Origin of the sequence: Cystobacter fuscus (genome assembly GCF_002305875.1) — a bacterium.
Classification (GTDB): Bacteria; Myxococcota; Myxococcia; order Myxococcales; family Myxococcaceae; genus Cystobacter; species Cystobacter fuscus_A.
The window spans coordinates 7,363,861-7,388,699 of the sequence record NZ_CP022098.1 but is presented as its reverse complement, the minus strand read 5'-3'; the positions used below and the strand labels follow the sequence as shown (position 1 = coordinate 7,388,699).

Annotated in this window: 23 protein-coding genes; 17 read left to right on the top strand and 6 right to left on the bottom strand. The window is 68.1% G+C overall.

Annotation, left to right across the window (positions count from 1 at the left end; genetic code table 11):
- The first annotated feature begins 325 nt into the window (after window positions 1-325).
- The 4 genes from CYFUS_RS29895 to CYFUS_RS29880 all read left to right on the top strand — a co-directional run bounded on the left by CYFUS_RS29895 (window position 326) and on the right by CYFUS_RS29880 (window position 4,341).
- Complete coding sequence (locus tag CYFUS_RS29895; protein ID WP_095988328.1) at window positions 326-760, top strand: hypothetical protein; 435 nt, start codon at window positions 326-328, stop codon at window positions 758-760.
- A gap of 165 nt (window positions 761-925) precedes the next feature.
- Window positions 926-2,038: a hypothetical protein gene (locus CYFUS_RS29890; RefSeq protein WP_095992312.1), complete on the top strand. Its 1,113-nt coding sequence runs from the start codon at window positions 926-928 to the stop codon at window positions 2,036-2,038.
- Between the two features lie 49 nt (window positions 2,039-2,087).
- Window positions 2,088-2,759, top strand: coding sequence for an Isoquinoline 1-oxidoreductase subunit (locus CYFUS_RS29885; protein ID WP_095988327.1), 672 nt, complete (start codon window positions 2,088-2,090; stop codon window positions 2,757-2,759).
- Window positions 2,760-2,808: 49 nt separating this feature from the next.
- The gene (locus CYFUS_RS29880) at window positions 2,809-4,341 is read left to right on the top strand and encodes an aminopeptidase P family protein (RefSeq protein ID WP_095988326.1); all 1,533 of its coding nucleotides are present in this window, start codon (window positions 2,809-2,811) and stop codon (window positions 4,339-4,341) included.
- A gap of 710 nt (window positions 4,342-5,051) precedes the next feature.
- On the opposite strand, the gene CYFUS_RS29875 is transcribed toward CYFUS_RS29880, so the two are convergent.
- Window positions 5,052-6,140 carry an IS1380 family transposase gene (locus CYFUS_RS29875; protein WP_095988325.1) on the bottom strand — a complete coding sequence of 363 codons (1,089 nt, stop codon included), beginning with the start codon at window positions 6,138-6,140 and terminating at the stop codon, window positions 5,052-5,054.
- Window positions 6,141-6,608: 468 nt separating this feature from the next.
- Between CYFUS_RS29875 and CYFUS_RS29870 the strand changes: the two genes are divergently transcribed.
- From CYFUS_RS29870 to CYFUS_RS29845, 7 genes are all read left to right on the top strand, one after another.
- Complete coding sequence (locus CYFUS_RS29870; RefSeq protein ID WP_095988324.1) at window positions 6,609-8,015, top strand: hypothetical protein; 1,407 nt, start codon at window positions 6,609-6,611, stop codon at window positions 8,013-8,015.
- A gap of 7 nt (window positions 8,016-8,022) precedes the next feature.
- Window positions 8,023-8,634, top strand: a complete 612-nt coding sequence (locus CYFUS_RS29865) for a hypothetical protein (RefSeq protein ID WP_095988323.1) — start codon at window positions 8,023-8,025, stop codon at window positions 8,632-8,634.
- Between the two features lie 600 nt (window positions 8,635-9,234).
- Complete coding sequence (locus tag CYFUS_RS29860; RefSeq protein WP_095988322.1) at window positions 9,235-11,235, top strand: hypothetical protein; 2,001 nt, start codon at window positions 9,235-9,237, stop codon at window positions 11,233-11,235.
- A gap of 168 nt (window positions 11,236-11,403) precedes the next feature.
- Window positions 11,404-12,252, top strand: a complete 849-nt coding sequence (locus CYFUS_RS29855; protein WP_095988321.1) for a hypothetical protein — start codon at window positions 11,404-11,406, stop codon at window positions 12,250-12,252.
- Complete coding sequence (locus CYFUS_RS29850) at window positions 12,249-12,719, top strand: hypothetical protein (protein ID WP_095988320.1); 471 nt, start codon at window positions 12,249-12,251, stop codon at window positions 12,717-12,719. Before CYFUS_RS29855 ends, CYFUS_RS29850 begins: the two co-directional genes overlap by 4 nt.
- A gap of 109 nt (window positions 12,720-12,828) precedes the next feature.
- Window positions 12,829-12,990 carry a hypothetical protein gene (locus tag CYFUS_RS51045; RefSeq protein ID WP_157758745.1) on the top strand — a complete coding sequence of 54 codons (162 nt, stop codon included), beginning with the start codon at window positions 12,829-12,831 and terminating at the stop codon, window positions 12,988-12,990.
- 6 nt (window positions 12,991-12,996) lie between these two features.
- Window positions 12,997-13,344, top strand: coding sequence for an IS66 family transposase (locus tag CYFUS_RS29845; RefSeq protein WP_269770281.1), 348 nt, complete (start codon window positions 12,997-12,999; stop codon window positions 13,342-13,344).
- A gap of 103 nt (window positions 13,345-13,447) precedes the next feature.
- Here CYFUS_RS29845 and CYFUS_RS29840 read toward each other — a convergent pair whose 3' ends face one another.
- The 3 genes from CYFUS_RS29840 to CYFUS_RS29830 form a co-directional block, all read right to left on the bottom strand.
- Window positions 13,448-15,658 (bottom strand): xanthine dehydrogenase family protein molybdopterin-binding subunit, encoded by a 2,211-nt coding sequence (locus CYFUS_RS29840; protein ID WP_095988318.1) that lies wholly within the window; start codon window positions 15,656-15,658, stop codon window positions 13,448-13,450.
- The gene (locus CYFUS_RS29835; RefSeq protein ID WP_095988317.1) at window positions 15,655-16,122 is read right to left on the bottom strand and encodes a (2Fe-2S)-binding protein; all 468 of its coding nucleotides are present in this window, start codon (window positions 16,120-16,122) and stop codon (window positions 15,655-15,657) included. Before CYFUS_RS29835 ends, CYFUS_RS29840 begins: the two co-directional genes overlap by 4 nt.
- 86 nt (window positions 16,123-16,208) lie before the next feature.
- The gene (locus tag CYFUS_RS29830; RefSeq protein WP_095988316.1) at window positions 16,209-17,165 is read right to left on the bottom strand and encodes a LysR family transcriptional regulator; all 957 of its coding nucleotides are present in this window, start codon (window positions 17,163-17,165) and stop codon (window positions 16,209-16,211) included.
- Window positions 17,166-17,280: 115 nt separating this feature from the next.
- On the opposite strand from CYFUS_RS29830, the gene CYFUS_RS29825 reads away from it, so the two are divergent.
- The 6 genes from CYFUS_RS29825 to CYFUS_RS29805 all read left to right on the top strand — a co-directional run bounded on the left by CYFUS_RS29825 (window position 17,281) and on the right by CYFUS_RS29805 (window position 23,079).
- The gene (locus tag CYFUS_RS29825) at window positions 17,281-18,333 is read left to right on the top strand and encodes an NAD(P)-dependent alcohol dehydrogenase (protein WP_095988315.1); all 1,053 of its coding nucleotides are present in this window, start codon (window positions 17,281-17,283) and stop codon (window positions 18,331-18,333) included.
- A 238-nt stretch (window positions 18,334-18,571) separates the two neighbouring features.
- Window positions 18,572-19,267, top strand: a complete 696-nt coding sequence (locus CYFUS_RS51040) for a phosphoribosyltransferase (protein ID WP_157758744.1) — start codon at window positions 18,572-18,574, stop codon at window positions 19,265-19,267.
- A gap of 20 nt (window positions 19,268-19,287) precedes the next feature.
- Window positions 19,288-19,962: a dienelactone hydrolase family protein gene (locus CYFUS_RS51035; protein WP_332468300.1), complete on the top strand. Its 675-nt coding sequence runs from the start codon at window positions 19,288-19,290 to the stop codon at window positions 19,960-19,962.
- Between the two features lie 55 nt (window positions 19,963-20,017).
- Window positions 20,018-20,641, top strand: a complete 624-nt coding sequence (locus tag CYFUS_RS29815; protein WP_420042657.1) for a Uma2 family endonuclease — start codon at window positions 20,018-20,020, stop codon at window positions 20,639-20,641.
- Window positions 20,642-20,758: 117 nt separating this feature from the next.
- Window positions 20,759-22,432: a hypothetical protein gene (locus CYFUS_RS29810; RefSeq protein WP_095988313.1), complete on the top strand. Its 1,674-nt coding sequence runs from the start codon at window positions 20,759-20,761 to the stop codon at window positions 22,430-22,432.
- 14 nt (window positions 22,433-22,446) lie between these two features.
- The gene (locus CYFUS_RS29805; RefSeq protein WP_095992311.1) at window positions 22,447-23,079 is read left to right on the top strand and encodes a pentapeptide repeat-containing protein; all 633 of its coding nucleotides are present in this window, start codon (window positions 22,447-22,449) and stop codon (window positions 23,077-23,079) included.
- A 130-nt stretch (window positions 23,080-23,209) separates the two neighbouring features.
- On the opposite strand, the gene CYFUS_RS29800 is transcribed toward CYFUS_RS29805, so the two are convergent.
- On the bottom strand, window positions 23,210-24,106 hold the full coding sequence (locus tag CYFUS_RS29800; RefSeq protein ID WP_095988312.1) for a sterol desaturase family protein: 897 nt from the start codon (window positions 24,104-24,106) through the stop codon (window positions 23,210-23,212).
- Between the two features lie 17 nt (window positions 24,107-24,123).
- Window positions 24,124-24,765: a TetR/AcrR family transcriptional regulator gene (locus tag CYFUS_RS29795; protein ID WP_095988311.1), complete on the bottom strand. Its 642-nt coding sequence runs from the start codon at window positions 24,763-24,765 to the stop codon at window positions 24,124-24,126.
- Window positions 24,766-24,839: the final 74 nt, after the last annotated feature.

Genomic DNA, 24,839 nt, shown 5'->3' with positions numbered 1-24,839 from the left:
ATGCGGGTGGAAGACAGTGGCGCTTCGGGACGGGTGGCCTCGTGTCACGTTCGCGTAGCGCGCGGCGCGCGCGGAGAAGCGGGTTGCCCTGGAGGGCCAGCGGCGGAGTCTCCTCGAGGAATCAGATTTCCGAGGTCGGGCACCCGCTCGGGGAAGGTGGGCGGCGGCGGTTCGTCTCCTCGCCCTTCGAGGTGCCTCGCTCGCGCCGTGGCTTCTGGCGGGTAGGCGTTGGGGATAGGGTAGGCGGCATGACGTTCACGCGCTGCGTCGTGGTCGCGAGGAACAGGGGTGGCCGCCGCTTCTCGGAGCCAGGTGCGTAGGGGGTATGGCCGCGTCCATCGTCTTCGACGACTCGCTCTGGCCGCTGCTCGTGTCCCGCTTCGAGGGGCAGGTCTCGGACGAGGCCTACGAGGAGTACCTCCTCCAGGGGTCGCTCTACCTGCGGCGCGGCGAGCCGTACGTCAGTGTGCTCGACACGGCGCGGCTCTCCCTGCCCACGGTGCGCCAGCGCCAGCGCCAGTTCGAGTGGATGCGGCAACACGAGCGGCCCATGCGCGAGCTGCTGCTCGGCTGCGCGTTCATCATCACCTCGCCCCTCATCCGGCTGACGATGAGCACCGTCTTCCACGTCATGCCCATGCCCACGCCTTATGTCGCCGTGCAGGACATGGCACGGGCGGTGACCTGGGCCACGGCCCGTCTGAGGGACGCGGGCCACGCCGAGGCCGCCGCCGGCATCCTCGAGCGCCTCCACCTCTGACCCCTGGTGAGAGGCGGGAGTGTCGCCCCTCCATCATCCGGAGTGCCCGGATGCCTGGAGGGCTTGCCGGCATCGCGCGGGCCCGTGAAATTCGGAGGGAGCGCGAAGGGCCTGAAGGATGGATACTTCATTCCAGGCCCTGGCCGGTCGCCGCGGTGTCTCTCCATGCTCTTCCTGGCTTCAGACGATGAGTCGAATGTTCCGGGCCCCCGGACGAACCTGGGTCCCGTGGATCCGGGTGCCTCGACGGTGCTGTCCTTCCGCCACCTGCTGTCGGAGGCGATCTCTTCCTTCCTCACCGAGGCCGGACTGGGCTCCGCGCAGGTGGGCGAGCCCCTCAGCGAGCTGCTCGTGACGCTGTCGCGCTACCGGGAGGAGGGCGAGCCGCTCTTCCCGGTGGCGTTCCTGGGGGACGACCTGGACGGGATGATGCGGGTGCTCAACGGCAAGGATCCGGTGGCGGTGGGAACCGGTCCCCGCACGCGCGAGACGGTGCAGCGGGCGCTCAAGCAGTGCGCGCCGCTCTGCCAGGGACGCTGGTGGTCGCTGTACCTGCTGCTCGTGCCCGAGGGCTTCCGCTACGGCATCTTCCGCACCGAGCCCTCGCCGCTGGTGGAGACGCCGCTGGAGCGCATGCGGCGCGCGGGCGATGGCTCCTCGCGCATGGTGGGGGTGCTGCAACTGGCGGAGAACGTCGTCGAGCTGCGCGCGCTGGGTGGACTCACGCGGCACGTGTTCCTGTCGGGCGCGCGGGCGGAGAACCTGCTGCCCACGGTGGCCATGGACGAGCTGGCGCTGGGGCTGACGGCGGACGTGCGCGAGCCGGCGCGTGGCCTCACGCGCGACTTCTATCGGCGCGTGCTCTTCGAGGCCATGCAGGCCTCGCACGGCACGCTGGTGGCGGTGCTGCCCAAGGGGGGCTCGGCCCTGCCGCTCTTCGTGGACGGCGTGCTGCTGGACTCGCCCATCGACATGGTGGCGCGGGTGATGCGCTACCACGAGGCGCCGGAGGTGGAGTCCGCCTCGGCGGTGAGCGCCATGGCGCAACTGCTGCGCGGGATGATGGCCACCGACGGCATCACCGTGCTGCGCTCGGATGGCTTCATCCTCGGCTACAACGTCTTCATCCGGCACCCGGAGACGCTCAGCCGCGAGGCGGCGCGCGTGGGCGGCGCCCGGCGGCGCACCTACGAGGTGCTGTGCGGCTGGGTGGGGCGGGAGCTGACCACGGCCTTCTTCCGCTCGCAGGACGGGGCCATCGCCTGCTGCCGGGACTGAGCGCTTCGGCCCTGGCCGCGACTCCGGGCCTGTGACAGGCTCGCGCCGCATGCGAGTCCTCCCCGCCATGCTTCGGGCGTTGATCGCGGCCACCGTGCTGCTCGTGGGGTGCAAGAACGCCGCGCGGCCACCGCCTCCCCCGGAGCCGGCCCCGCGCACCGGACGCGAGGAGGAAATCCTCCCGCCGCTCCGGCCCGTGTCGGACTTCTCCACCATCGCCGATCCCCAGGCCCGTTCCATCGCGCTCTTCACCGAGGCCGGCCGGGTCATCACCCATCCGCGGTGCACCAACTGTCACCCGGCGGACGGCGTGCCGCGCCAGGGGCTGGAGCAGCGGCGCCACCTGCCCGTGGTGTCCGGTGGGGCGGGGGGCCATGGCCCTCCGGGACTGCCCTGCTCGACGTGCCATCAAGCGGCCAACCTCCCCGTGGTGGGCGAGACGCTGCGCGGCGTCCCCGGCAACCCCAAGTGGGCCCTGGCTCCGGCGGAGATGGCGTGGGTGGGCAGATCCCTGGGCTCCATCTGCGCGCAGCTCAAGGATCCGGCGCGCAACGGCGGCAAGGACCTGGCGCGGCTGCACCACCACATGGCCGAGGACGTGCTGGTCGCCTGGGGGTGGAACCCGGGGCCCGGGCTCCAGGCGGTGCCCGGCACGCAGCGGGCCTTTGGGGAACTCCTCCAGGCGTGGATCGACACGGGAGCCCACTGTCCGGAGCCCTGAGTGCTCCGGGGATTCGAAGCACTCCACCCGATTGTTCAGGAGACCAACCATGCAAGACAAACCGCTCGCCCTCGAACAGCCCGTGACGTCCGAGCCCCAGCAGCCGGCGTCCCCGCCGAAGCAGAACAGCTACGACAGCACGCCCCCGCCGGCGCTGCTGGACTTCATGATGAAGGACTGGAAGCCGGCCTCCACGAAGATGCCGCCCCGTCTCAAGCACGCGGAGTCCTTCCTGGCGCGGCGCCGGGCCCTGTCCAAGCTGTTCCCCGGGGAGACGCTCGTCATTCCCACCGGGCACGAGAAGGTGCGCGCCAACGACACCACCTACCGCTTCCGTCCCGGCAGCGACTTCTACTACCTGACGGGCAACCTGGAGCCGGACTGCGTGCTGGTGATGGAGCCCAAGGCGGGCGGCGGACATACGGACATCCTGTTCGTGGAGCCCAACCCCGGCCGGAGCGATCCCACCTTCTTCACGGATCGCGTCAAGGGCGAGCTGTGGGTCGGCCCCCGGCTGGGCGTGGAGCAGAGCAAGGTCCGCTTCGGCGTCGAGGAGTGCCGGGGGCTGCCCGAGCTGCCCGCGCGGCTGGGCGCCCTGCGTGGCGCGGCGATCCATCCCTGGCGCGTGCTCCGGGGCTTCTCCTCGAAGGTGGACGGTGTGCTGCCCGAGCAGACCGAGAGGGATCGGGCGCTCGCCACGGCGCTCTCCGAGATGCGGCTCCTCAAGGACGCGCAGGAGCTGCGCGAGCTGTCCGCGGCCATCGCTTCCACGCACCGGGGCTTCGAGGACGTCATCCGCTCGCTCCGCTCCGCCCAGAGCGAGCGCACGGTGGAGGGCATCTTCAACCTGCGCGCCCGGGAAGAGGGCAACGACGTGGGCTACGGCACCATCGCCGCCTCGGGCCAGCACGCCTGCGTCCTCCACTGGACGCGCAATGACGGGAAGCTCGAGCCCGGAGAACTGCTGCTGCTGGACGCGGGCGTGGAGGGCCACTCGCTCTACACCGCGGACATCACCCGCACGATGCCCATCAGTGGCCGCTTCACCAAGGAACAGCGGGAGATCTACAACCTGGTGTCCGAGGCCCAGAAGGCGGCGTTCAAGGCCATCAAACCGGGCGTCGACTTCATGGAACCCAACCGCGTGGCGATGCGGGTGCTCGCGCATGGACTGGAGCGCCTGCGCATCCTGCCCACCTCCGCCGAGGAGGCGCTCAAGGACGAGAACCAGTTCTACAAGCGCTACTCGCTGCACAACATCAGCCACATGCTCGGGCTGGACGTGCATGACTGCGCGCAGGCGCGGCAGGAGGCCTACAAGTACGGCAAGCTCCAGCCCGGCATGGTGCTCACCGTGGAGCCCGGCCTGTACTTCCAGAACGATGACCTGACCGTGCCGGCGAAGTACCGCGGCATCGGCGTGCGCATCGAGGACGACGTCGTGGTCACCGCGCGCGGCATGCGCAACCTCTCCGAGGCCATTCCCCGCGAGGTGGACGAGCTCGAGGACTGGATGGCCCGTGTCTGGAAGGAGAGCGACAAGAAGGCGGGTGGCAAGCGCGGGGCCGGCAAGAAGCGCTAAGAGCCATCCCTTTCAAGGTGTGTAGGGGCGAGTTCCCCAGGAATGGCGAGCAAGCGTCTCTGGGGGGAGTTAATGCCTCTGCTTGGGCGCGGGAGAGGCGCTCCAAAACATCTGCCCCTCCCGCTCTTGAATGACTGACTCCGCGCAGTCCGCTGCCCGCGGAGGCACCTCTGCTCGCCCTGCGACGGTGTTCTTTCTCTTTCGTCACGTGGACTCATGTCCCCGAAGGACACGTGCGGTCGCCACATGCCGTGGACTGGACTACCGGCGTCAGCTTTTCGCTGCATCCTCGTACCAGGGCTCGCACCATGACTTCTCCTCGGGGGTGCGCTCGACAGAGACTGAGGCCACCACGCGGATGGCCGTTAGGCATGCCCTACGGAGATGGACAGGAGTGGGGGCCATTGGCCCCTACCTTGGCCCTGGGTCGGTTGTGGCGGTGTCCGGGGACCAACGAGGGGGGGCCCCACCTCTAGCCCGGATTATTCACCAGGGCTTGGCGGGGAGCCGCGAAGCGGCCGTGCGCGGGACACAGGGGCACGATCTGGCTCGTTGCCCCTATCTGTCAGGTGAGCGGCAGTCAGGTTGGCAAAGGGGAGAGAAATCCGTGGGGTTGGATGCCAGTGATTCGCGCGCAGCACCAGGCGCACCTCGGCCGTGTCGGCCAGGTGGTCGAAGCAGGAGCAGCGGGGTGTACACCGCGCGTCAGCTCACGAGGGCGCCCAGCTCAGCGAGCCGGCCAGGGCCATGATTATGTAATTCTCGCACTGCCCGCGCTCGCAGTAGGCGTCGTAGAGCAGCTCGGGCGGGAAGCCGTGCAGCGAGGTGACGACGAAGCGAGGGTTTTCTCCCTTGGCGCTCACCTCGGCCTTCATCACCACGTGGCGCTCGTGAGGCCAGGACTGCGCCGCGTAAGAGAAAGCGCCGAAGTGGCGCACGTAGGGGCGGCCCGCCGCGTACTGCTCGTTGGCGGCGGCCATGACGGTTTCACCCGTGCGCTGGAGGACGGGATTGCGCGCCAGTCCCAGCAGGTAGTCGATGTCGCCCAGTTGCTCGTTGAGCTCCTCGAGCGTTCGCAGCACCCGCGGCATGGCGAAGCCCGAGTCCCCGCGCACCACAATGCGTACGTTGGGGTAGCGCTGCTTGAGCGCGACAATGAGCCGGCGCAGCACTCCGGCGGCTCCTCGTGCGGCGTGGGCGGTGCCCGGCCGCGGAATGGCGGTGACGAGCTGGCCCGTGGTGCCGTCGAACACCAGCAGCGGGTGGTACATGTGGGTGTCGTAGAAGCCGTGGAAGAGCGAGAGCTGCTGCTGGCCGTGCGTGGGGTCGTCCGTGCTGTCGATGTCGAGCACCACCACCTCGGGGGGCGAGGTGAAGGAGTCGAGGTAATGCTGCTCCAGTACGCCCAGCAGCTTGCGCACGCCGCGCCCGTCCACGGCGTTCTCCAGGCGGCAGAGCGTGGGCTGCGAGGACAGGGGCGAGCCGCTGTGCGGCACCACGTCGCACGCTACCTGGAGGGCTGGGTCATGGCGCAGGGTGTGCGCGTCGTTGCAGTCTTCGTAGCCCAGGGCCATCTGGTAGACGCGCTGGCGCACCTGCTCCAGACGCGAGTGCACCACTCGCGCCGGGTCGCGTGCGTCAGGAATGCAGGCGGCCAGCTTCTGCGTGAGCCCCAACCGCTCGTCCATCAGCCTCAGCAACAGGGCCCCGCCATCGCTGGAGGTGTGCGGTGCGTCGCACGTGATGTGAACCGGAAGAGTGGGATGGAAGTGGAGGACGGCTGGAGTACAGTGTGTCATGCGGGCGGGCGCTTCTGAGTCGACCTGAGTTCTGGGCAAACCCAAGCTAATTCAGGGCGTTACGCCCGCAACCACCCTCCTTCTCCTCTGCCCTGGTGAATTATCCGGGCTAGGGGCCGCCAGTAGCGGTGGCTGAGACTCGGGGCGTGTGCTGCCCCGCTCCCCCTGTTGGGTTGGGCATCCCGCATCCTATTCTCTAGGGCTGCTACACCTGGGGGATGGCCAATGTTCATGGCGGAGCAGCACCGAAGTCCTGGGGCGGGGGAGGGCAGCGGTACGCAGGTCGAAGCTCGGCGGCGGGGCTCTCCACCGTGGGCGCCGACCGGGGCCCTCTGGCTCATTGTCCTGATTTTCCATGCGGCCTGCGCGTCGCAGGGGCCCGCGGCGAGCAGGAGGGCTGGGGGCGGCCGGGCAGGTGACGAGGCCGCGGAGAGCGAGGCGAGAGCGGCGCCGAGGGAGCTGCAGCCGGTGCTGGTTGTGTACGCGGCCGAGGTGGAGGCGCGCGGCAGCACACGGGTGGTGGCCGTCACGCGGGAGGAGTACCAGCGCGCGGTGGCGCAACTCCTCCAGCACCACCAGGTGCACGGGACGCCCCAGGAGGCCGCCCAGGGGCTGCTCCAGGCCATGCCCGAGGAAGAACTGCTCGCCGAGGTGTACCGGGACAAGGTCCTCACGCTGGTGCCCCTCACAGACAAGGGTTCGCTCGTCCCCGAGGCCGAGGCAGCGCTCAAGGCGAAGTACCTGCGGTGGTGCCAGCCACGCGGCGGCGGGGACTGCCTGGGCCTCTTCACGGATGGACCCTACCTGCGCACCGACGACAGGCGCACCCTGGCGCTCGCCCTGGCCTTCGGCGGAGTGCTGGACGAGACGCGAGCGGCCCTCGGACGCGAGCTCAGCCCTCAGGCGCTGCTCTCCTCCCTGGTGTGGGCCGCGGGCCTGTACCTGGCCCTCTGGCTGCTACCCGAGCCGAGCACCAAGGCAGCGGCCGCCGCGCTGTCGGTGGTGCTGCTGGCCTGGTTGGGGGTGGACGCCCTGTGGGGCCTCCTGGACGGGTGGGCCCGCATGGCGCACGCGGCGCACGAGGCCACCACGTTCGAGGAGCTGCGCGACGCCGGCGAGGCCTTCGGCAAGCGGATGGGAACGGACGCGGCTCGGGCCCTCATTCTCGCGGTGGCCACTCTCACCGGACGGACTCTGGGAGAGGTGGCGACGCACCTGCGCTCGCTGCCGAGGTTCAACCAGGTGCAGGTGCAGTGGGCGGCCCAGGGCATGGAGGGCTCGGTAGCGGTGGCCATGGAGGAGGCGGCCGCGGTGGAGGTCGTGGTGGAGCAGAGCCGCGCCCTCGTCGTCCTCACCTCCCCGCAGGCGCCAGTGGCCATCAACGTCCTGGCGAGGAGCGGAGGCTCGGGAGCTGCTCGAGGGCATGGGGGCACCGTGGCCATCCAGCACCGTGGCGGCAACAAGCAGGTCATTCTCGGCAACGGCGAGCGGTGGCACCTCCCGCGAGGCAAGAGCTACAGGGACATTCCGGGGGATGACCGGCTGGGCGACGAGCTGCAGGCGGCCGTTAAGGAGGTGGCGGCGAAGTGGTCGCAAGCTGAGCTGTCACCGGACGAGCGCGCCGCCATCGACAGGATGTTGAAGGCGGGGAAGGAGTACCGCGCGAACCTTCTTGAGCGACAGGCGCGGGGACGGTGGGTGGAGACTCAGATGCAGGCGCGATTCCCAGGTCTGTCATGGAACAGCCGCGGTGTCGACATCACCGGCCCGGGCGGACAGAGTTACCATTACGAGATCATGTCTGGTACGGAGTCGAACTTCGCGCTGCATGGGCGACGGATGGCGAGCACCTTCTTTCGCATGATCTTCTTCTGAGGCCTGCATGACCCCCAACATCCACCACGAGAAACGAGAGATCATCGGCGAGCGGTTTGAGCTGACGAAGGGACCGATTTACTGGCTCGGTCCCGACCTCACACTGAGTGAGTGCACCGTCGTGATCAGCGCAGCTGGGCGCTCGCTGGTCCCCATGTCCGGCCAATTCATCAACTGCACCATTCAGGCAAAGGGCCTGTTGAAGGGCGTGACGTGGGCACCGATGAAGCTGAAGGGGTGCCGTTTCAAGGGCAGCTTCAGCGGAAACGACTTCGGTTTCCGCGCGGACCTGTTCGACAGGGAGAAGGCTGGTGGGGTCGAGGACTGCGACTTCTCAGAGGCCCGCCTCAATGGCTGCCGGTTCTTCAACTGCGACATGAGCACCATTCGACTGCCGCTCTGGCCGTGCTTCAGCTTCATGGACCCTCTCGGGCATGCCGCAGAGCTGGTTCGCCGGGAATGGCCTGGGCAGTTTGGGATCGTCGTTGAGGGACTGGCGAAGAATCCCACAGGCACGGTCGCGGAATCGTGGCATGCACCCACGGTGGCCGAGAAAATGGACACGACTGTCGAGGGGCTGCGCGCGGCCCTGGAGGGGGCGCCGTGGGTCGTCATGTAGATCCGTACTCGGCCACTGTAGTCTGGCGCCCCCGCTCAGAGTCGCGAGAAGAGCGGGCGGGGCGAGCGGAGACGTTCTTCCCTTTATACTTTATAGGAGGAGTGCCATCCGAGTTTAACTCACTGGTACGAGGAGGGCCGCTCGGCCGAGGAGTCGCTGCAGCTCGGCTTTGAGCCGACACGAGAGGACTTCGCGCGCTTCTTCGCGCGGAGCAAGAGCCGCTTCCAGAAGGCGGCTTCATCTTTCAGGCGTGGACAGGCCCTGTGGAGGGGACGCACGGGGTGACGGCGAGCGTCACCTCGGCGGGAACGTCAACGCACGTGAGCAGCAGAGCGAGCGTAGTGCTTCCTCTTGAGCTCTTCGGAGGCGAGCGGCTACTCTCCCGGGGAGTTGTTGCCGGCGTCATGCGTGCGCTGGTGAATTGGCCTCCCCGTGTCCACTCTTCCCCGCGTGAGTGCCTTCCTCCCTCCTGTCTGGTTGCGTATCCCACATCCTATTCGTCGCCCCTGAGCCATACGAAGCGAGGGAGAGCCACGTAACCGGGGCAAGTCTAAACTGGCTTGCCGCCAGACAGGACCTTACGGAAGATGCCTCTTACCTATGGAAACCGCACAGTTTCAGATGGACGATCCCTGCACCATCCCCTCTCGTGAGAAGAACGAGTTCATCTGCAAATGCAAGGTGATCGTCTCGGCCCCTCAGACGATCGAGTGGTCACCGCCGTATGCCGTGGGCTACGGCGGCCTCGGCTTGACGAGCAAGCTCGGCTTGCGGATGTACATCGGCCTGGGGGAGAGCGAGTCGGATACTATCGAACTGGGATACGTGCGGCATTTCCAACCGGAGCGAAAGAAATTCGCGACATTGCCGGATGACAAGCACCACACCCTTCAGAGCCAGCTTCAGCAGACACTCGCAAATCATGCGGGAGGGCTGTTCAACAAACCTGTCTCCATCCACGTCCTCTCCGAGTTTCCCTTCTATCGCGGCCTTCAGGCCGATGCAACTCTCTCAACGGCACTCGCGGCCGCGCTCCACGTGTATCACGGGAAGATCGGAGCGGACGCGCTGCACGCTCTGACCGAGAGCAATACAGCGGAGCTCAATGGCGACCGGCACTACAAGTCCATCTTTGGACTGGCCTGGGCACTCGAATGGTCGATAACAGGGTACCAGCCTGAGGGACACCATACGTTCTCACTCCTCGTGCGTTCGGCGGAACCCGTCGTCTTCTGGCGTTGCATGGGTAATGCCTCGTCCCCCACCACCGACCCCTTCGTTCTGAAGCCCGAGGGCCGCCGGCTCACGGAGATCTCGCCGGAGGACCAAGAGCAAGCGCTAGAGAGGGCCAACGAGACGCTCCAGACCCATCTCCACAACCCGACATCCTCACTGGACGCTGCGTTGATCTTTCTCGGCAGGGAAGCAGACTCGAAAGAAGTGCTCCTCGCGCGACGAGACAATCTGTTCCGCAAACAGAACGAGCAGTATCGGAGAACCATGGACCAGCTCCGTGGCTTCTTCGCCGGGAGACCAGAGCGGGAATGCCCACGCTTCGCGATACTCGATTCCTCCGGTGATGGGGCCACGCCGGGTAACAGCGCGATGGATCTCCTCGTGGTGCAATCCATGAAGACCTTCGATGCGCTCCGCCGGATGGTGCACGGAGGTATCGCCGCGGACTTGCTGCGCGATTTTGTCAAACAGGTGGACCGTGCGCAGGATCTCTACCGGCTACTCGAGCTGTCCTCGGGCTACGTCGATGAACCTATCCATGTTTTGCGCAGTCATGCGCGAAGACTGCTGCGCCAGAAGGTCGGCGTTCGGCTGGTTGGACCGGGACGTGCCGGCTGCCTCCTGATTCTGGCTGCGCGTGGTAGCCTCAGGCACGCTCTGCCCTATCTCCTCCAAAAGGTGCAGAAGGCAGTCAATCCGGGCATGACGGGGGCCGTGAACTGCCATTGGTTCTCGGAACGTGAGGGTTATAGCCCCCAAGGCACCGCCCTCAGGGTCGAGCAGGACTTCGACAGTCGGCGCTACCTCACGCCGGATGGCGAACCCCTTCTGGTACTCCACTCTTGGAAGGCTGGAGAGCGCCGGTTAGACCGCTACATCAGCCGCAGCGCCTGGATCAAAAACAGGAAGAGATGTGATCTGGCTTTTGAGCCGAACGGCGAGCACATGAGCGGTGGTAGTCTTTTCCTCAATGACCAAGCCGTCAAATTGGATAGCCCCGTCTTGAAGCAGGCGTATCTGACGCTCGACCTGCTCTTCAGGAACATGAACAAGGACAGTAGCACTCTCGAAGGCAGCACCCTGGCCGAAGCCTTGAATGACATTCGCGACACGGACAAGCCCTACAGCATCAGCGAAATAGAGAGCAAGATCATCAAACCACTCAATACCCAACTCAAGGGCCTCTGCACCGTTGCCATGATCCCCGGTCGAGGAGTCAAGAAGTCCGTGGAGAAGTTGGATTTCAAGGTACGCCTGACGATCGGCAACGGGACGATCGCCGTCATTCGTGAGTGGAACGACGGGTCACTTCAAAGTCCTTCTAAGAGGCGGCCTGCCCAGGCGGCCAAGCCGAACAATCGGTGACGGGTTCCGCAGGAGAGCACGGACACGTGCCCAGGCGCTTCCAACGGCTTCAAAGAACGACTTGTACCAACGATTGCATTTGCTCGTGCCTTCTTGCACCCTCAATGGAGATGGCGGGCCTCGGAACGATCTCAGTCGTTCGACCCGGTTCGTCCAGGAGGGTGTGCGATGCAGATGTGCGAGAAGCGCATACCAAGGAGAAGGACCTTCCCAGCTACAACTACGACACCGTCACAGTCCCCCACCATTGGCTTAACCGTCTTGCTGCTCCTGCTCGCGGATTGCTCTCGTGGTGGCTCGCCGGCGCCACACGGCGAGTCGCGCGACGGCTCCACACAGGTAAACACGCCTCCCATCCCCGCTCCGGAATCAGAGACGACACGTGAGGTCCGCCTCAAGCTCCTCGTCGCGTATCTTGAGGATAGAGAGCCTATCCCCTTCGAGATGAACTGCCTCGGGGCAGAGCCCGGGGAGGCCGAGCCCACCTGTGACCTGCGCTTGGGCACGAGGTTCAATGGATTCCTGGAATCCCTCAGGGGTGCAATAGGGCTTATCCTTCAAGTAAAGAAAATCCAGGAAATTGCACCTGTCATTTATCTCGACCTGTCCATCACCGCAGTGGGTTGGGCGGATGGACTTCCATGGCAGGATGACATGAAGCTGAATGAGGCGCGCTATGCCACGTACTTGGCGTTGGCTTCTCGATACGGCCACCCCGTGCTCAAGAACCTGCCGGAGAACCGGAACTCGATTCTCGCGACCACGCGAGCCATGCATCTACTGAATGGCGCGAGGAGGCACATCGAGCGACTGCTCGCGGAGAACCCGAGAGCCTCCGAAATCGTGGTCCTTCACTGGACCGTTATCCCCCGGGAAACGGAAAGGGTCGGCCCCCAGTACCGCGGCGCCACGCTCAGCGCCACGCTCCGTATCGGGCTGAGCAACAGTGCGAACCGGACGCCGATGGTCAATCTGCTTGAGCGGTCGGGTTGGCGCGTTCGTGAGGAGGAGAAATGAAGCCCGAACATCTCCCTCTGCTGTCAGGTTTGTTCGCCCTGATGGGCTCGATCTTGGCTGCGGCCGTGGGGATCAGCAAGCCCTCGGCGGAGCGTCCCGAGCTAACCAAGCCACTCACATGGCTCGCCAGAATCCACTTCGACCTGGGAGTCCATGCCCGTTTGGTTCTTGCCACCATGGGCGTGTGCGTATGGCTGGTTCCCCTCACGCTCGGGGTCATCCAGGTTGTTAAAGGGCAGCTTCTGTCCGATGATGACCAGCCCGCCCATCCCTCCGCCCAGTGTCCTGGCGTGGAGGTGCCTGGGTTCCCCAATTGTGCCCGCGACATGTGGCAAGACACGGACGGAAGGTGCGAATACCCTAAGAACGTCTACACCTTCACAAAGGGTGACTTCGACGAGGATCGACGGTTGTATTGTTTGATGCTCGACCTCGGCAACCGGGGCACACCGATCCGTCCTGATTGAGGTGGACCCACTCCTGCCCTCTTCGAGCGCTCCGGTGAACACTCGCCGGAGCGCTCGCTGAAGCGGGGGGTCAGCGCAGAGCACTTTGCGGAAGGCATACAGCACGTGCTTGAGCAGCTTCTTCCAGAGGACGAGGCGGCGGAGCTGGGAGCGGGAGTACAAGCAGGGGCCGGAGAACCTGGAGCGCCTGCTGGAGCTGCGACAACAGAAGAGCCATCCCCTCATCGAGCGGCTGCAACAGTGGGCATGCGAGCAGCGCGCCCTGCCGTAATCGGCGCTGGGCCAGGCAATCAAATACATGAGCAACCGATGGACGGGACTGACTCGGTTTCTGTCGGACCCGCGCGTGCCCCTGGACAACGGCGCCACCGAGCGCGCCATGCGTGGGCCGGCGGTGGGCCGCAAGAACCACTACGGCAGCCGGAGCCGGCGCGGCACCGAGGTGGCCGCCCTCTTCTACAGTCTGCTGGAGTCGGTGAAGCTGGGTGGGGTGGACCCCAAGCGCTACCTGGGGGATGCCGCGATGGCCGCCCTGCACGGGGAACCGATTCCCCACCCAACCAGCTCGCGCAGTCCGCCGAGGGCTGATGCGCCACGCTGCTCTCTCCTGTCTGTCTTGAGCTGACCGGCGCCGCGGTGGCTGTCGCACCGCAGTGAGCGCCCCCTCATGCCCTGCGCTCGTCGTTAAGCGCCTCGACCACGGGGCTCAGCGAGTATTTACCAGCCGGTCACCGCCCGGCCGCCTTCCGGAGCGCGGCCAGGCGCTCGGGCGTCAGGGGCAGCTCCCGCGCCCGGAGGCCCGTCGCGTCGAAGACGGCGTTGGCCAGGGCCGCCGCCGTGGGCCCCTGCGCGGCCTCTCCAGCTCCCAGGAAGGGCTCGCCCGGGCGGTCGATGAGCGCGACCTCCACGGGCGGCACCTCCGAGAAGGTGAGCACCGGGTAGCTGCTCCAATCGCGCGAGAGGATGCGCCGCGTGTCGTGACGCACCTCCTCCTTGAGACTCCAGCTCAGGGTCTGGATGAGGCCGCCCTCGAGCTGGTTGGTGAGCCCGTCGGGATTGACGATCTCTCCCGCGTCGGCGGCCAGCACGGCCCGCGTCACCCGGAGCGCATGGGTGGTGGGCTCCACGAAGACCTCGAGCCCCACGGCGCAGTAGCTCGCGAGGTTCTTGTAGCGCGCGAAGGCGAGGCCCCGCCCATGGTGGGGTGGGCGGGCGGAGCCACCCAGGAGCGAGGCCGCCTTGTGCAGGACGTCCTTCGCGCGGGGATCCTCCAGGTGGCGCAGCCGGTAGGTGAGCGGATCCACGCCCGCCGCGTGGGCCAGCTCGTCCATGAAGCTCTCGATGGAGAAGACATTCGCGTGGGCGCCGAGGGCGCGGTGGGACGAGGTCCGCACGGGCATCTCGGTGACGAAGTGCGTGGTCACCCGGCGCCCGGGAAACACGTAGAGCGGAATGGCGTTGCGGTCGGCGGCGTAGTTGGGCGGTCCGCCATTCCTGGGGACGGGCTGGGGGAAGGGCTTGGCCAGGGAGCGGCCCGCGAGCAGGTTGCCGGGATCTCCCCCCGGGCGTGTGCCATGCGACGTGGACCACAGCTCGTACGTCCAGTCGAGCACGTTGCCCGCCGCGTCCACGCTGGCGCGCACCTTCGTCACCATCGCCGGGCCATAGGGCTCGCACGTGTGCTCGTCCTGGCGCGACCACTGTACCCGGACGGGGCGGCCGGGCAGGGCGCGGGCCAGGAGCGCGGCGTCCGCGGCGGCATCATCCGCCCCATTGTGGCCATAGCAGCCCGAGCCGCTCAGGTGCCGGCCCCACACCTTCTCCGCGGGCAGGCCCAGCATCTTCGCGATCGCCGCGCTCGTCTCGAAGATGGTCTGGCTGTGGGAGTGGAGCGTCAGCACGTCCCCGTCCCAGTGCGCCACCGCGCACGACGGGCCGATGGCGCCGTGCATCACATACGGGCGGCGGTAGCTGGCCTCCAGGGTTCGCGCCGGGGCGGGACCCTCCGGGCGTTCGGCGTGGTCGATGACCGTGTCCCGGGTCTTCTGCCCCAGCAGCCAGGCGTAGGGGTCCTCCGGAAGACGGGCGTGTTCCCTCCACCGGGCGCTCGCCGCGAGGCGCGTCGCCGCCTTGTGGGCCTGCCACTCCTTCTCCGCGATGACGCCCAGGAAGTCCCCGTCGCGCACCACCCCGAGCACTCCCGGCATGTTTCGCACCGAGGCCATGTCGGCCTCGAGCAGCGTCGCGCCCTGGGACGGGGCCCGCACGACACGGCCATGCGCCAGCCCGGCGGGACGCAGATCCTGCACGAAGCTCGGCTCGCCGGTGAGCTTGCCGGGAAGATCCACGCGCGCGATGGGCTGGCCGATGTAGCGCCGCGCGGAGGCGGGCTTGGGCGCGACGGTGCCCGTGGCCTTCCGGTTCCAGGTGCGTCCCCCCATCAATCGCCAATAGGTGATGGAGTCGCCCCCGGTGGAAGCGGTGATGGTGCCGTCCTGGACCGTCAACCGGGTGACGGGAACACCCAGCCGCTCGCCGGCCATGGCCAGCAGGAGCGAGCGCGCCTCGGCGGCGGCGGCGCGCACCGCCACGCCCCCTTCGGGCATGGACATGCTCCCCGCCGTGGCCCCCTGACGGGGCGAGTGCCGGGTGTCACCGGAGACGATGACCAGCCGTGACAGCTCGATGTCCAGCTCGTCGGCGCATAGCTGCGCGAAGGCCGTCAGCACCCCCTGGCCCAGCTCCACCTTGCCTGTCTTGAGCGTGACCACGCCGTCCGCGCCGATGCGCAACCAGGCGTCGAGCTGGGGATTGCGCTCGAGATCTCCCGGCAGCCTCCCGGGTGCCGTCTGGGCTCCGAGTCCCGGCGGACCCGCGAGGGAGAAGGCCAGCACCAGCGCGCCCTGGAGCACCGCTCGCCGCTCGAGGCGCGCGCTCATCGCTGGCGCTCCGCCGCGGCGCGCTGAATGGCGCGCACGATGCGGTTGTGCGAGCCACACCGGCACAGGTTGGCGTCCAGGGCGGTGCGGATCTCCGCCTCGCTCGGCGCGGGCTTTTCCCGCAGCAGCGCCTCGGCCGCGAGGATCATCCCCGGAATGCAGTACGCGCACTGTCCCGCCTGCTCGGTCAGGAAGGCGCGCTGGAGCGGGTGCGGCGTTCCATCCGGTGCCCGCAGACCCTCGAGCGTGGTGATGGCGCGGCCACTCAGCGAGGCGGCGGGAACGAAACACGAGCGCAGGGGGGCGCCATCACTCAGCACGGTGCAGGCGCCGCACTGGCCCACGCCGCATCCGTATCTGGCGCCATGGAGCCCCAGCTCGTCGCGCAGGACGTAGAGAAGGGGCGTGTCCTCGTCGGTGTCGATGGAGTGGGTCGCTCCATTGACGGTCAGCGTGAAGGCCATGACCAGAGGCTAACAAGCCCCATTCCCCATGCTCTCACGCTGGCAAGGAGAACCCGGCGAAGTGTCCACTCGCGAGGAGAAGCACACTATTCGCGGTGGGCGCGGGCTCGCGGGCCCCTTGCGCCTTCCGGGGCCTCCCGCTTCTTCCGGGGCGCCGCCTCGCGGGCCACGTCCACGAAGGCCCGCAGCGCGGGCGATACCTGCGCGCGGCTGGGGAAGTAGAGGAACAGGCCCGGCACCAACGCCGCGTAGGGCTCCAGCACCACGCGCAGGGTGCCTCGCCGCAGTTCCTCCGTCACCATGGGCTCGAACGCGTAGGTGAGCCCCACCCCGGCCTCCGCCATCCGCAGCAGCAGGTGGCTGTCCGAGGTGATGACGGGCCCCCGCACCGGCACGCGCCAGCTCCGCGGCCCGCGCTCCAGCTCCCAATGGTAGATGCCTGACGTCGTGGGGGAGCGGATGCAGATGCAGTCATGGGACAGCAGGTCGTCCGGCGTCTCCGGCGTGCCCCTGCGCTCCAGGTACGAGGGCGCGGCCACCACCACGAACCGGCACGCGTCCGACAGCCGGACCTGCACCATGTCCCGCTCGATGGACTCCGTCAGCCGGATCCCCGCGTCCAGCCCTTCGGCCACGATGTCCACGAAGCGGTCCTCCACCCGGACGTCCACCTCTACCTTCGGGTAGCGCGCGAGGAACCGTGGCAGCAGCGGCGCGATGAGGGTGGACACCGCCATGGTGGGAACCGTCAGCCGCACCCGGCCCGTCACCTCCCCCGGCTGCACCGCGGCCGTCCTCAGCGCCTCCATCGCCTGGTCCACCGCCGGTCCGGCGTTCTCCAGCAGGCGCCGCCCGGCCTCCGTCAGCGCCACGCTCCGGGTGGTCCGCGTGAGCAGGGGGACGCCAAGCCGCTCCTCGAGCTGGCGGACGGACTGGCTCAGCGCGGACGGAGAGATGCCGAGCTCGGCGGCGGCGGCCGTGAAGCCACGCTTCCGGGCCACGGTGAGGAACGCATTCAGGGCATTGAGCGAGGCGGAGGCCATCTTGAAGTATTTCTAAATGGCCCATGTGGATCCTGCCAGTATCGCCCGCTGTTCCCGGAGCGCATACCTGGGGACGCGTGGCCCCCAGGTCACGAAAACTCCCAAGGAGAACCCCATGCCGAAGACTCCCGCCTATGCCGCCCCCGCCGCTGGCAAGCCGCTGGCGCCCTTCTCGTTCGAGCAGCGCGAGGTCGGCCCCCATGACGTGCTCATCGACATCCTCTACAGCGGGGTCTGCCACTCCGACATCCACCAGGCCCGTGACGAGTGGGGCGGCGCCCTCTTCCCCATGGTGCCGGGCCACGAGATCATCGGCCGCGTCAAGCAGGTGGGCCAGCACGTCACGAAGCTGAAGGTGGGCGACATGGCGGGCGTCGGCTGCATGGTGGACTCGTGCCGCGACTGCCAGACGTGCCGCCGCGACCTGGAGCAGTTCTGCGAGCGGGGCATGGCCTCCACGTACAACGGCACGTACATGGACCGGAAGACGCCGACCTACGGCGGCTACGCGTCCCGCATCGTCGTCACCGAGCACTTCGCGCTGAAGGTGCCCGAAGGGCTCGACCCCGCCGCCGCCGCGCCGCTGCTGTGCGCCGGCATCACCACGTACTCGCCGCTGCGCCAGTGGAACTGCAAGAAGGGCGACCGCGTGGGCGTGGTGGGCCTGGGCGGGCTGGGCCACATGGCCGTGAAGCTCGCCGCGTCCATGGGCGCGGAGGTGACGGTGCTCAGCACGTCCCGCACCAAGGAGGCCGACGCGCGCCGCCTGGGCGCCCAGGGCTTCGAGGTCACCAAGGACGCGGACACCTTCAAGAAGCTGTCGGGCCGCTTCGATCTCATCATCGACACCATCTCCGCCCCGCATGACTACAACCAGTACCTGGGCATGCTGCGCCCCCAGGGCACCCTGGTGGTGGTCGGCGCGCCGCCGGAGGCGGTGCCCGTGCACGCGTTCTCGCTCATCGGCGGGAACAAGCGCCTGGTCGGGTCGATGATCGGCGGCATCGCCGAGACGCAGGAGATGCTCGACTACTGCGCGAAGCACAACATCGTGTCGGACATCGAGATCATCCCCATCCAGAAGATCAACGAGGCCTACGAGCGCATGATGAAGGGCGACGTGCGCTACCGCTTCGTCATCGACATCGCGAGCCTCGAGCGCGCGTAGCGCGAGCGCGTCCGCTCCGCGCGGCGACCGGCGGCCCCACGGGCCGCACCGCTTCCGCTCAGGCATCGACTTCTACGAGCCGACGGGCAACCGGAGCGCCTGGGCAGGCCAGCGGCAGGCGCGGGGGCGCGAAGAAGCGCTCATCCAAGCTCCGGGGGGCCGGGCCCTCGATGGGGTGCCAGGAGCCAATGGCGCATGCGGTGCTTCTCCTAGAGGAAGACTCTTCCTTGGGGGATCCATGCGCTTTCGAAACAGGACGGACGCGGGCCAGCGATTGGCGGCCCTGCTGACAGGGTACCGGGCCGGGTCGCCCCTGGTGCTCGGCCTGCCGCGCGGTGGCGTTCCCGTGGCCTACGAGGTCGCCCGGGCGCTCGGCGCGCCGCTGGACGTGTGGGTGGTGCGCAAGGTGGGGGCACCGGGACACGCGGAGCTGGGGCTGGGCGCGGTGGCCGAGGGCGGAGTGCTCTTCCTGGACCGGGGAATGATGCGCTCGCTGGGCTACTCCGAGGCGGAGGTGTCGCGGGTGGCCGAGCGTGAGGCGGACGAGGTGACGGCCCGCGTCGCGCGCTTCCGGGGCTCGCGTCCCGCCCCACGGCTCGAGGGGCGCACGGTCCTCCTGGTGGACGACGGCGTGGCCACGGGCGGCACGATGCGCGCGGCCATCGGAGCGTTGCGGCAGCATCGGCCGGGGAAGATCGTCCTCGCGGTGCCGGTGGGCGCGGTGGAGTCACTGGACTCGCTGCGCGCCGAGGTGGACGACCTGGTCTGCGTGTACCCGGCCGCGTTCATGATGGCGGTGGGCGAATTCTACGACAACTTCCGTCAGACCTCGGACGAGGAGGTGCGGGACCTGCTGGCGCGGGCGCGGGGTGAGCGCCCGGAGTCGGGTGGCCCCGAGACGGCGCTGGATTCCGGGGACACCTGGTGGGTTTGAGCGTGGACAGGAGGAGCGACATGGCGATGGAACGGGAAGTCTGGGTGATGGCGGGAGAGGCGAGGCTGGGTGGGACGCTCGCGGTACCGGAGGGCGCGCGGGGGCTGGTCATCTTCGCGCACGGCAGTGGGAGCAGCCGGCACAGTCCGCGCAACCGCTACGTGGCCTACTCGCTGCGGATGGCGGGGGTGGGGACGCTGCTGTTCGATCTGCTGACGGAGGACGAGGAGGCGGAGGACGCGATCACGGCGGGGCTGCGCTTCGACATCGGCTTCCTGGCGAGGCGGCTGGGGAAGGTGACGGACTGGGTGTTCCAGCATCCGCGGTTGAGCCACCTGCGGGTGGGCTACTTCGGCTCGAGCACGGGGGCGGCGGCGGCGTTGGTGGCGGCGGCGGACCGGGCGGAGTCCATCGGGGTGGTGGTGTCGCGGGGCGGGAGGCCGGACCTGGCGGGGGACGCGCTGGAGCGGGTGCGGGCGCCGACGCTGCTCATCGTGGGCGGGGCGGATGACATCGTGCTGGATCTGAACCAGGAGGCGCTGGAGCGGTTGCACCCACCCAAGGCGCTGGAAGTGATTCCGGGGGCAACGCACCTGTTCCCCGAGCCGGGCGCGCTGGAGCGGGTGGCGAAGCTGGCGGGGGACTGGTTCGTGCGCTTCCTCGGCGGAGCGCTGGAGCTCGAGGCGAGGCCCTGAGTTCCGGGGGAGCCCCCGACTCCGGACGGCGCCGTGATTGCACGGTGCCTGGGTCATGATGAATCTTCCACTCATGGCCCCGCGCCACCCCGACGATCCCGAGTCCACCGAGCGAAACGCCCCGTCCATCGAGGCCGCCTTCCAGGCGGCGCCTCCGGAGATGGTGACGGAGATCCTCGACGGCGAGCTGCACCTCGGCCCTCGTCCGGCCCGCCCGCACACCAACGCGGCGTCACGCCTGGGCGCTCTGCTCTCGATGCCCTTCTTGTTCGGCAGAGGGGGGCCGGGTGGATGGGTCATCCTCGATGAGCCGGAGCTGCACCTCGGCCCCCGGCCGGACAAGCTCGTGCCGGACATCGCGGGGTGGAGGCGCGAGCGCCTGCCGCGGGCCATCGGAGGAGAAGACGCCCCTGCGCACTACGACCTCGCCCCGGACTGGGTGTGCGAAGTCCTTTCTGATCGCACGCGGCGCATCGACAAGGTCCAGAAGATGCGCATCTACGCCCGGGAAGGCGTGCGCCATGTCTGGCACGTGGACCCGATCGCCCAGACGCTCGACCTCTTCCGGCTCGAGGGGCGTCACTGGCTGCTCGTCGATACCTTCGCCGGGGATGAGCGGGTTCGCGCCGAGCCATTCGAGGCCGTCGAGCTCGAGCTGGCGCTCGTCTGGGCCGAGTAGAGGCTCGGCGGCCTCTCCTCATGTGGAGCGGTCTTCCAGTGGCTTGACGGGTCCACCTGCATTTTCGTGTAGTTCCGGAGCGACGGCTTTGAGCTGCGTCGCTTCCGGAGGTGCGCCGTGTCCACTCGTCTTCCTGGCGCTCGCCCTGCGAGCGCGCGGCTGGGCCTTTGCCTTGGCGCTTGGGCCCTCCTCTCCCAATTGTCGTGTGCCACGGGCAGCCCACGGGGCAGCTTCGTGGCCTCCCTCTACCACTCGCTGACGCCCCCACCGGCTCCCAAGGAGCGTATGGCCGCCACGGCGGAGCCTGGCTTCGAGTCCGCCACCGTGTACGTCGCGGACTTCCTGGAGCCCGGCTCCATGGCCACCCGGACGGTGCCCCTCCCCAGGGCCGAGTTCCAACAGGCCTTCCTGCGCTTATCCCGCGACGTGCGGCTGGGGGCGAAGACTCCACAAGCGGCCGCCCGGGAGTTGCTCCACCTGCTGCCGCCCCCCAAGGGCGTGGAGACCGTGGACAGCCAGGGAGACTGGCTGCTGGAAGTGTATCGCGACCAGGCCTACACCCTGGTGCCCGAGCGCCAGGCGGGTCCGGTGGTCCTCACCCCCGCGGCGGATGAAGCCCTGAGGGCCAGGTACCTCCAGTGGTGCGTGCCTCGAGGAGGCGGTGATTGCCTGGGCCTGCTGGACGATGGGCCCTACCTGCGCACGGATGACCGGCGGGCCTTCGCCCTGGCCCTGGCCTTCGGCCGCGTCCTCGATGAGACGCGCGGGGCTCTGGCGCGCGAGCTGCTGGACGTGCGAATGCTCGTCTCCACGGTCGTCTGGACGGTGGCGCTCTACTGCATGATGTGGGTGGTGCCCGAGCCCACGACCAAGGCCTTGGCCGCCGGCATGACCCTCCTGCTGATGGGCTACCTGGGCCTCGAGACGCTGTACGGCCTCATGGACGGGTGGGCTCGGATGGCGGATGCGGCGCACCACGCCACCACCTTCGAGGAGTTGCGCGCGGCGGGTGAGCAATTCGGCAAGGTGCTGGGCGAGGACGCGGCCCGGGCCATGATTCTCGCCGTGGCCACGCTGGGCGGGCACACGCTGGGGCAGGTGCTGCCGCGGGTGAAGTCGCTTCCGCGCTTCAACCTCGCGGGCAAGCAGTTCGAGGCGCAGGGCGGCACCGCGGTCATGGGGCGCCTGGAGGTGACGGAGGTGGCGCTCGCGACGGAGGGTGCCCTGGCCAAGGCCATTGCGACGGCGGAGACGGTGGCCACGTCTCCGCAAGGCCCCCTGGCAGTGGTGATGCTCAAGAAAGGGACGGGTGGTGGGAGAGGTCAGGCCCCAGGAGGCCGCTTTGCGGAAACCGTCATCCGCCACCGAGGCGGCAACCGGCAGGTGGAACTCAGCGACGGCCAGCGTTGGCACTTGCCACGCGGCAAGTCGGCCGCGGACATTCCCGCCGAGGACAAGGTGGGGGACATGCTCCAGGAGGCCGTCACCCAGGCCGCGAAGGACTGGGGGCCCCACAGGCTCAGCCGCCAAGAGCAAATCGCCATCGACGAAGCCCTGAAGAAGGGCGAGTACTGGCTGGCCCGGCTGCTGGAGCGCGAGGCCCGGGGGCGGTTCGTGCACGCCAAGGTGGAGGCACAATTCAAAGGCCGCCTTCGCTTCAACCACCAGGGCGTCGACGTGGTTGATCTGACGAACAACCGCCGGTACGAGATGCTCTCCGGAACGGAGTCGAACCTGGCTCGGCACGGCAGGCGCATGGCGGGCGAGTTCTTCCGGATGCTCACCTTCTGAAAGGGGCGGTGGCCATGGACCGGTTCGGTAATGTCCTCTTCGAGAGCAAGGAGATTGAAAACGAACGGCTGGAGTTGACGGATAAGGAGGCGCACTACTTCCTGGGCCCCAACCTGACGATGAAGAACTGCACCCTCGTGCTGAAGGTGTCCTCTCGGCGTCTGTTCTTCGATGGAGCGCGTTTCATCAGCTGCACCTTCGAGGTGAAGCAGGAGTTGAACAACCACCAGCAATGGCTGGCGGCGTCGCTGAAGGGCTGTCGGTTCAAGGGACGGCTGTCGGGGTGCGACTTCGGGCACTGGCCCGAGTACATGAGCCTGCCGGGGTTTCAGCACGGCTCCATCGAGGACTGCGACTTCACCGAAGCCCGATTGAATGGCTGCCGCATCATGGGCGCGGACCCCGCCACCCTTCGCTTTCCCAAGTGGCCCTGCTTCACCATCCTGGACCCTATTGGCAGAAGCCGTGAGCTCAACAGCGTCCAGTGGCCTGGAAAAGTCGGCCCCATCGTTATCGAAACGCTGGGAAAGCAGCCGCCCGGCACAGTGGCCTTGACCGAGGACGCCACCGCCATTGCGAAGCGGTTTGACACCACCCCGGAAGAGATCCGGGCAGTCATCGAGAGGTTCGACTGCATCCTCTACTGAATCTTCCGACTCGAGGGATGCCACTGGCTCCTCGTCGACACCTTCGCCGGAGACGAGCGGGTGCGTGCCGAGCCGTTCGAGGCCGTCGAGCTCGAGCTGGCGCTCGTCTGGGCCGAGTAGACCCCGCCCCTCACGCGGAGGAGACGTGCTCGCCCGCGGGAGCCGTTGTCGGCGCCGGGAGGGCCTCGGTGTTGTCGCCCGGAGCCTTCCAGGCGGGCCCCCGAAACACCAGGCCCAGGCGGACGCGCAGCGGGGCGGGGCGCCGCACGTCGCGCAGGATGGCGGCGAACTCGTGGAAGGCGATGCGCACCGGGTTGTATGTCTTCAAGTTGTGGGTGAGGCCGTAGACGGGGCGCTCGTCCTCCGCCTGGAAGGTGCCGAAGAGCCGATCCCAGATGATGAAGATGCCCGCGTAGTTGCGGTCCAGGTAGCGCGGGTTGGAGCCGTGGTGCACGCGGTGGTGCGAGGGCGTGTTGAGCACCCACTCCAGGGGCCCCAGCCGGTTGACCGCCTCGGTGTGGATCCAGAACTGGTAGAGCAGGCTGATGGCCTGCTGGGTGACGATCATCACCGGGTGGAAGCCGAGCAGGGCGAGCGGGGCCCAGAACAGCGTGTTCGTCATGGGCGTCCACGTCTGGCGCAGGGCGGTGGACAGGTTGTAGTGCTGGCTGGAGTGGTGCACCACGTGCGAGGCCCAGAAGAAGCGCGACTCGTGATGGATGCGGTGGAACCAGTAGTAGCAGAGGTCGTCGGCGAACAGCAGGGCGACCCAGACGAGCGGCCCGGTGCCCAGCCGCAGCGGGGTGAGCTGGTAGAGCGCGGTGTAGAAGGCGAAGGCGATGCCCTTCCACACCATGTTGATGGCCGAGTAGCCGAGCCCCATGGACAGGCTGGCCGCGGTGTCCCGGGAGGCATAGCCCTGGAGGCCCGACTCGCGGTGGCGCCACAGGTAGAGCCCTTCCACGGCCATCAGGAAGATGAACGCCGGGATGGCGTACAGGGTGAGATCGATGGGCGTGTCGGCCATGGGGCGGCTCCTTGTGCTTATGCGGGGGACGAAAAGGCGCGGCGGGAGAGCTGGACGAGCAGGGTGAGCATCGCCCGGTGGTCCGGATTGGCGGGCAGGGCCGCGCCTCCCACGGCCGCGCCCTGCACGGCGTTGAGGATGAGCTCGATGAGCGCATCGAAGCCGGGGTGGGCGGCGGCGACCTCGGGGAAGAGCTCGCGCGCCACGCGGTGCAGGTGGCGGCGGTGCGGCGGGTCCACCACGCTCAGGGCCGCGGCCAGCTCGGCGTCGGTGCGCGCGGCGACGTACAGCTCGATGGCGGCGAGCAGCTCGGGCCGCTGGTAGATGAACCACAGCCGCTCGATGGCCTCGGCGATGCGATCCTCCGGCGCGGCCGGCAGGTCGGCGAGCTCGTCGCGGTAGCGGGCGATGAGCCGGGGGAAGAGGCGCTCGACCGCCGCGGCCAGCAGCGCCGCCTTGGTGGGGAAGTGCTTGAACAGGGCCCCGTGGGACACCTCGGCGCGCTGGGCGACCGCGATCGTGGTCGTGTGCGCATAGCCCAGCTCCACGAGGCACTCGACGGTGGCGTCCAGCAGCTTCTGGCGCGTGGAATCCCGGCGCTCCTGCTGGGTGCGCCGGACGGGCGGCGCGTCGTCGATGCGGAGGAAGGAATCGGACATGCCAGAAGTATGAGTGGCTCCGCTCCAAAAAGAAAGTGAGTACTCACTTCCTGTTTGGGGCGCTTGTCCCCCTG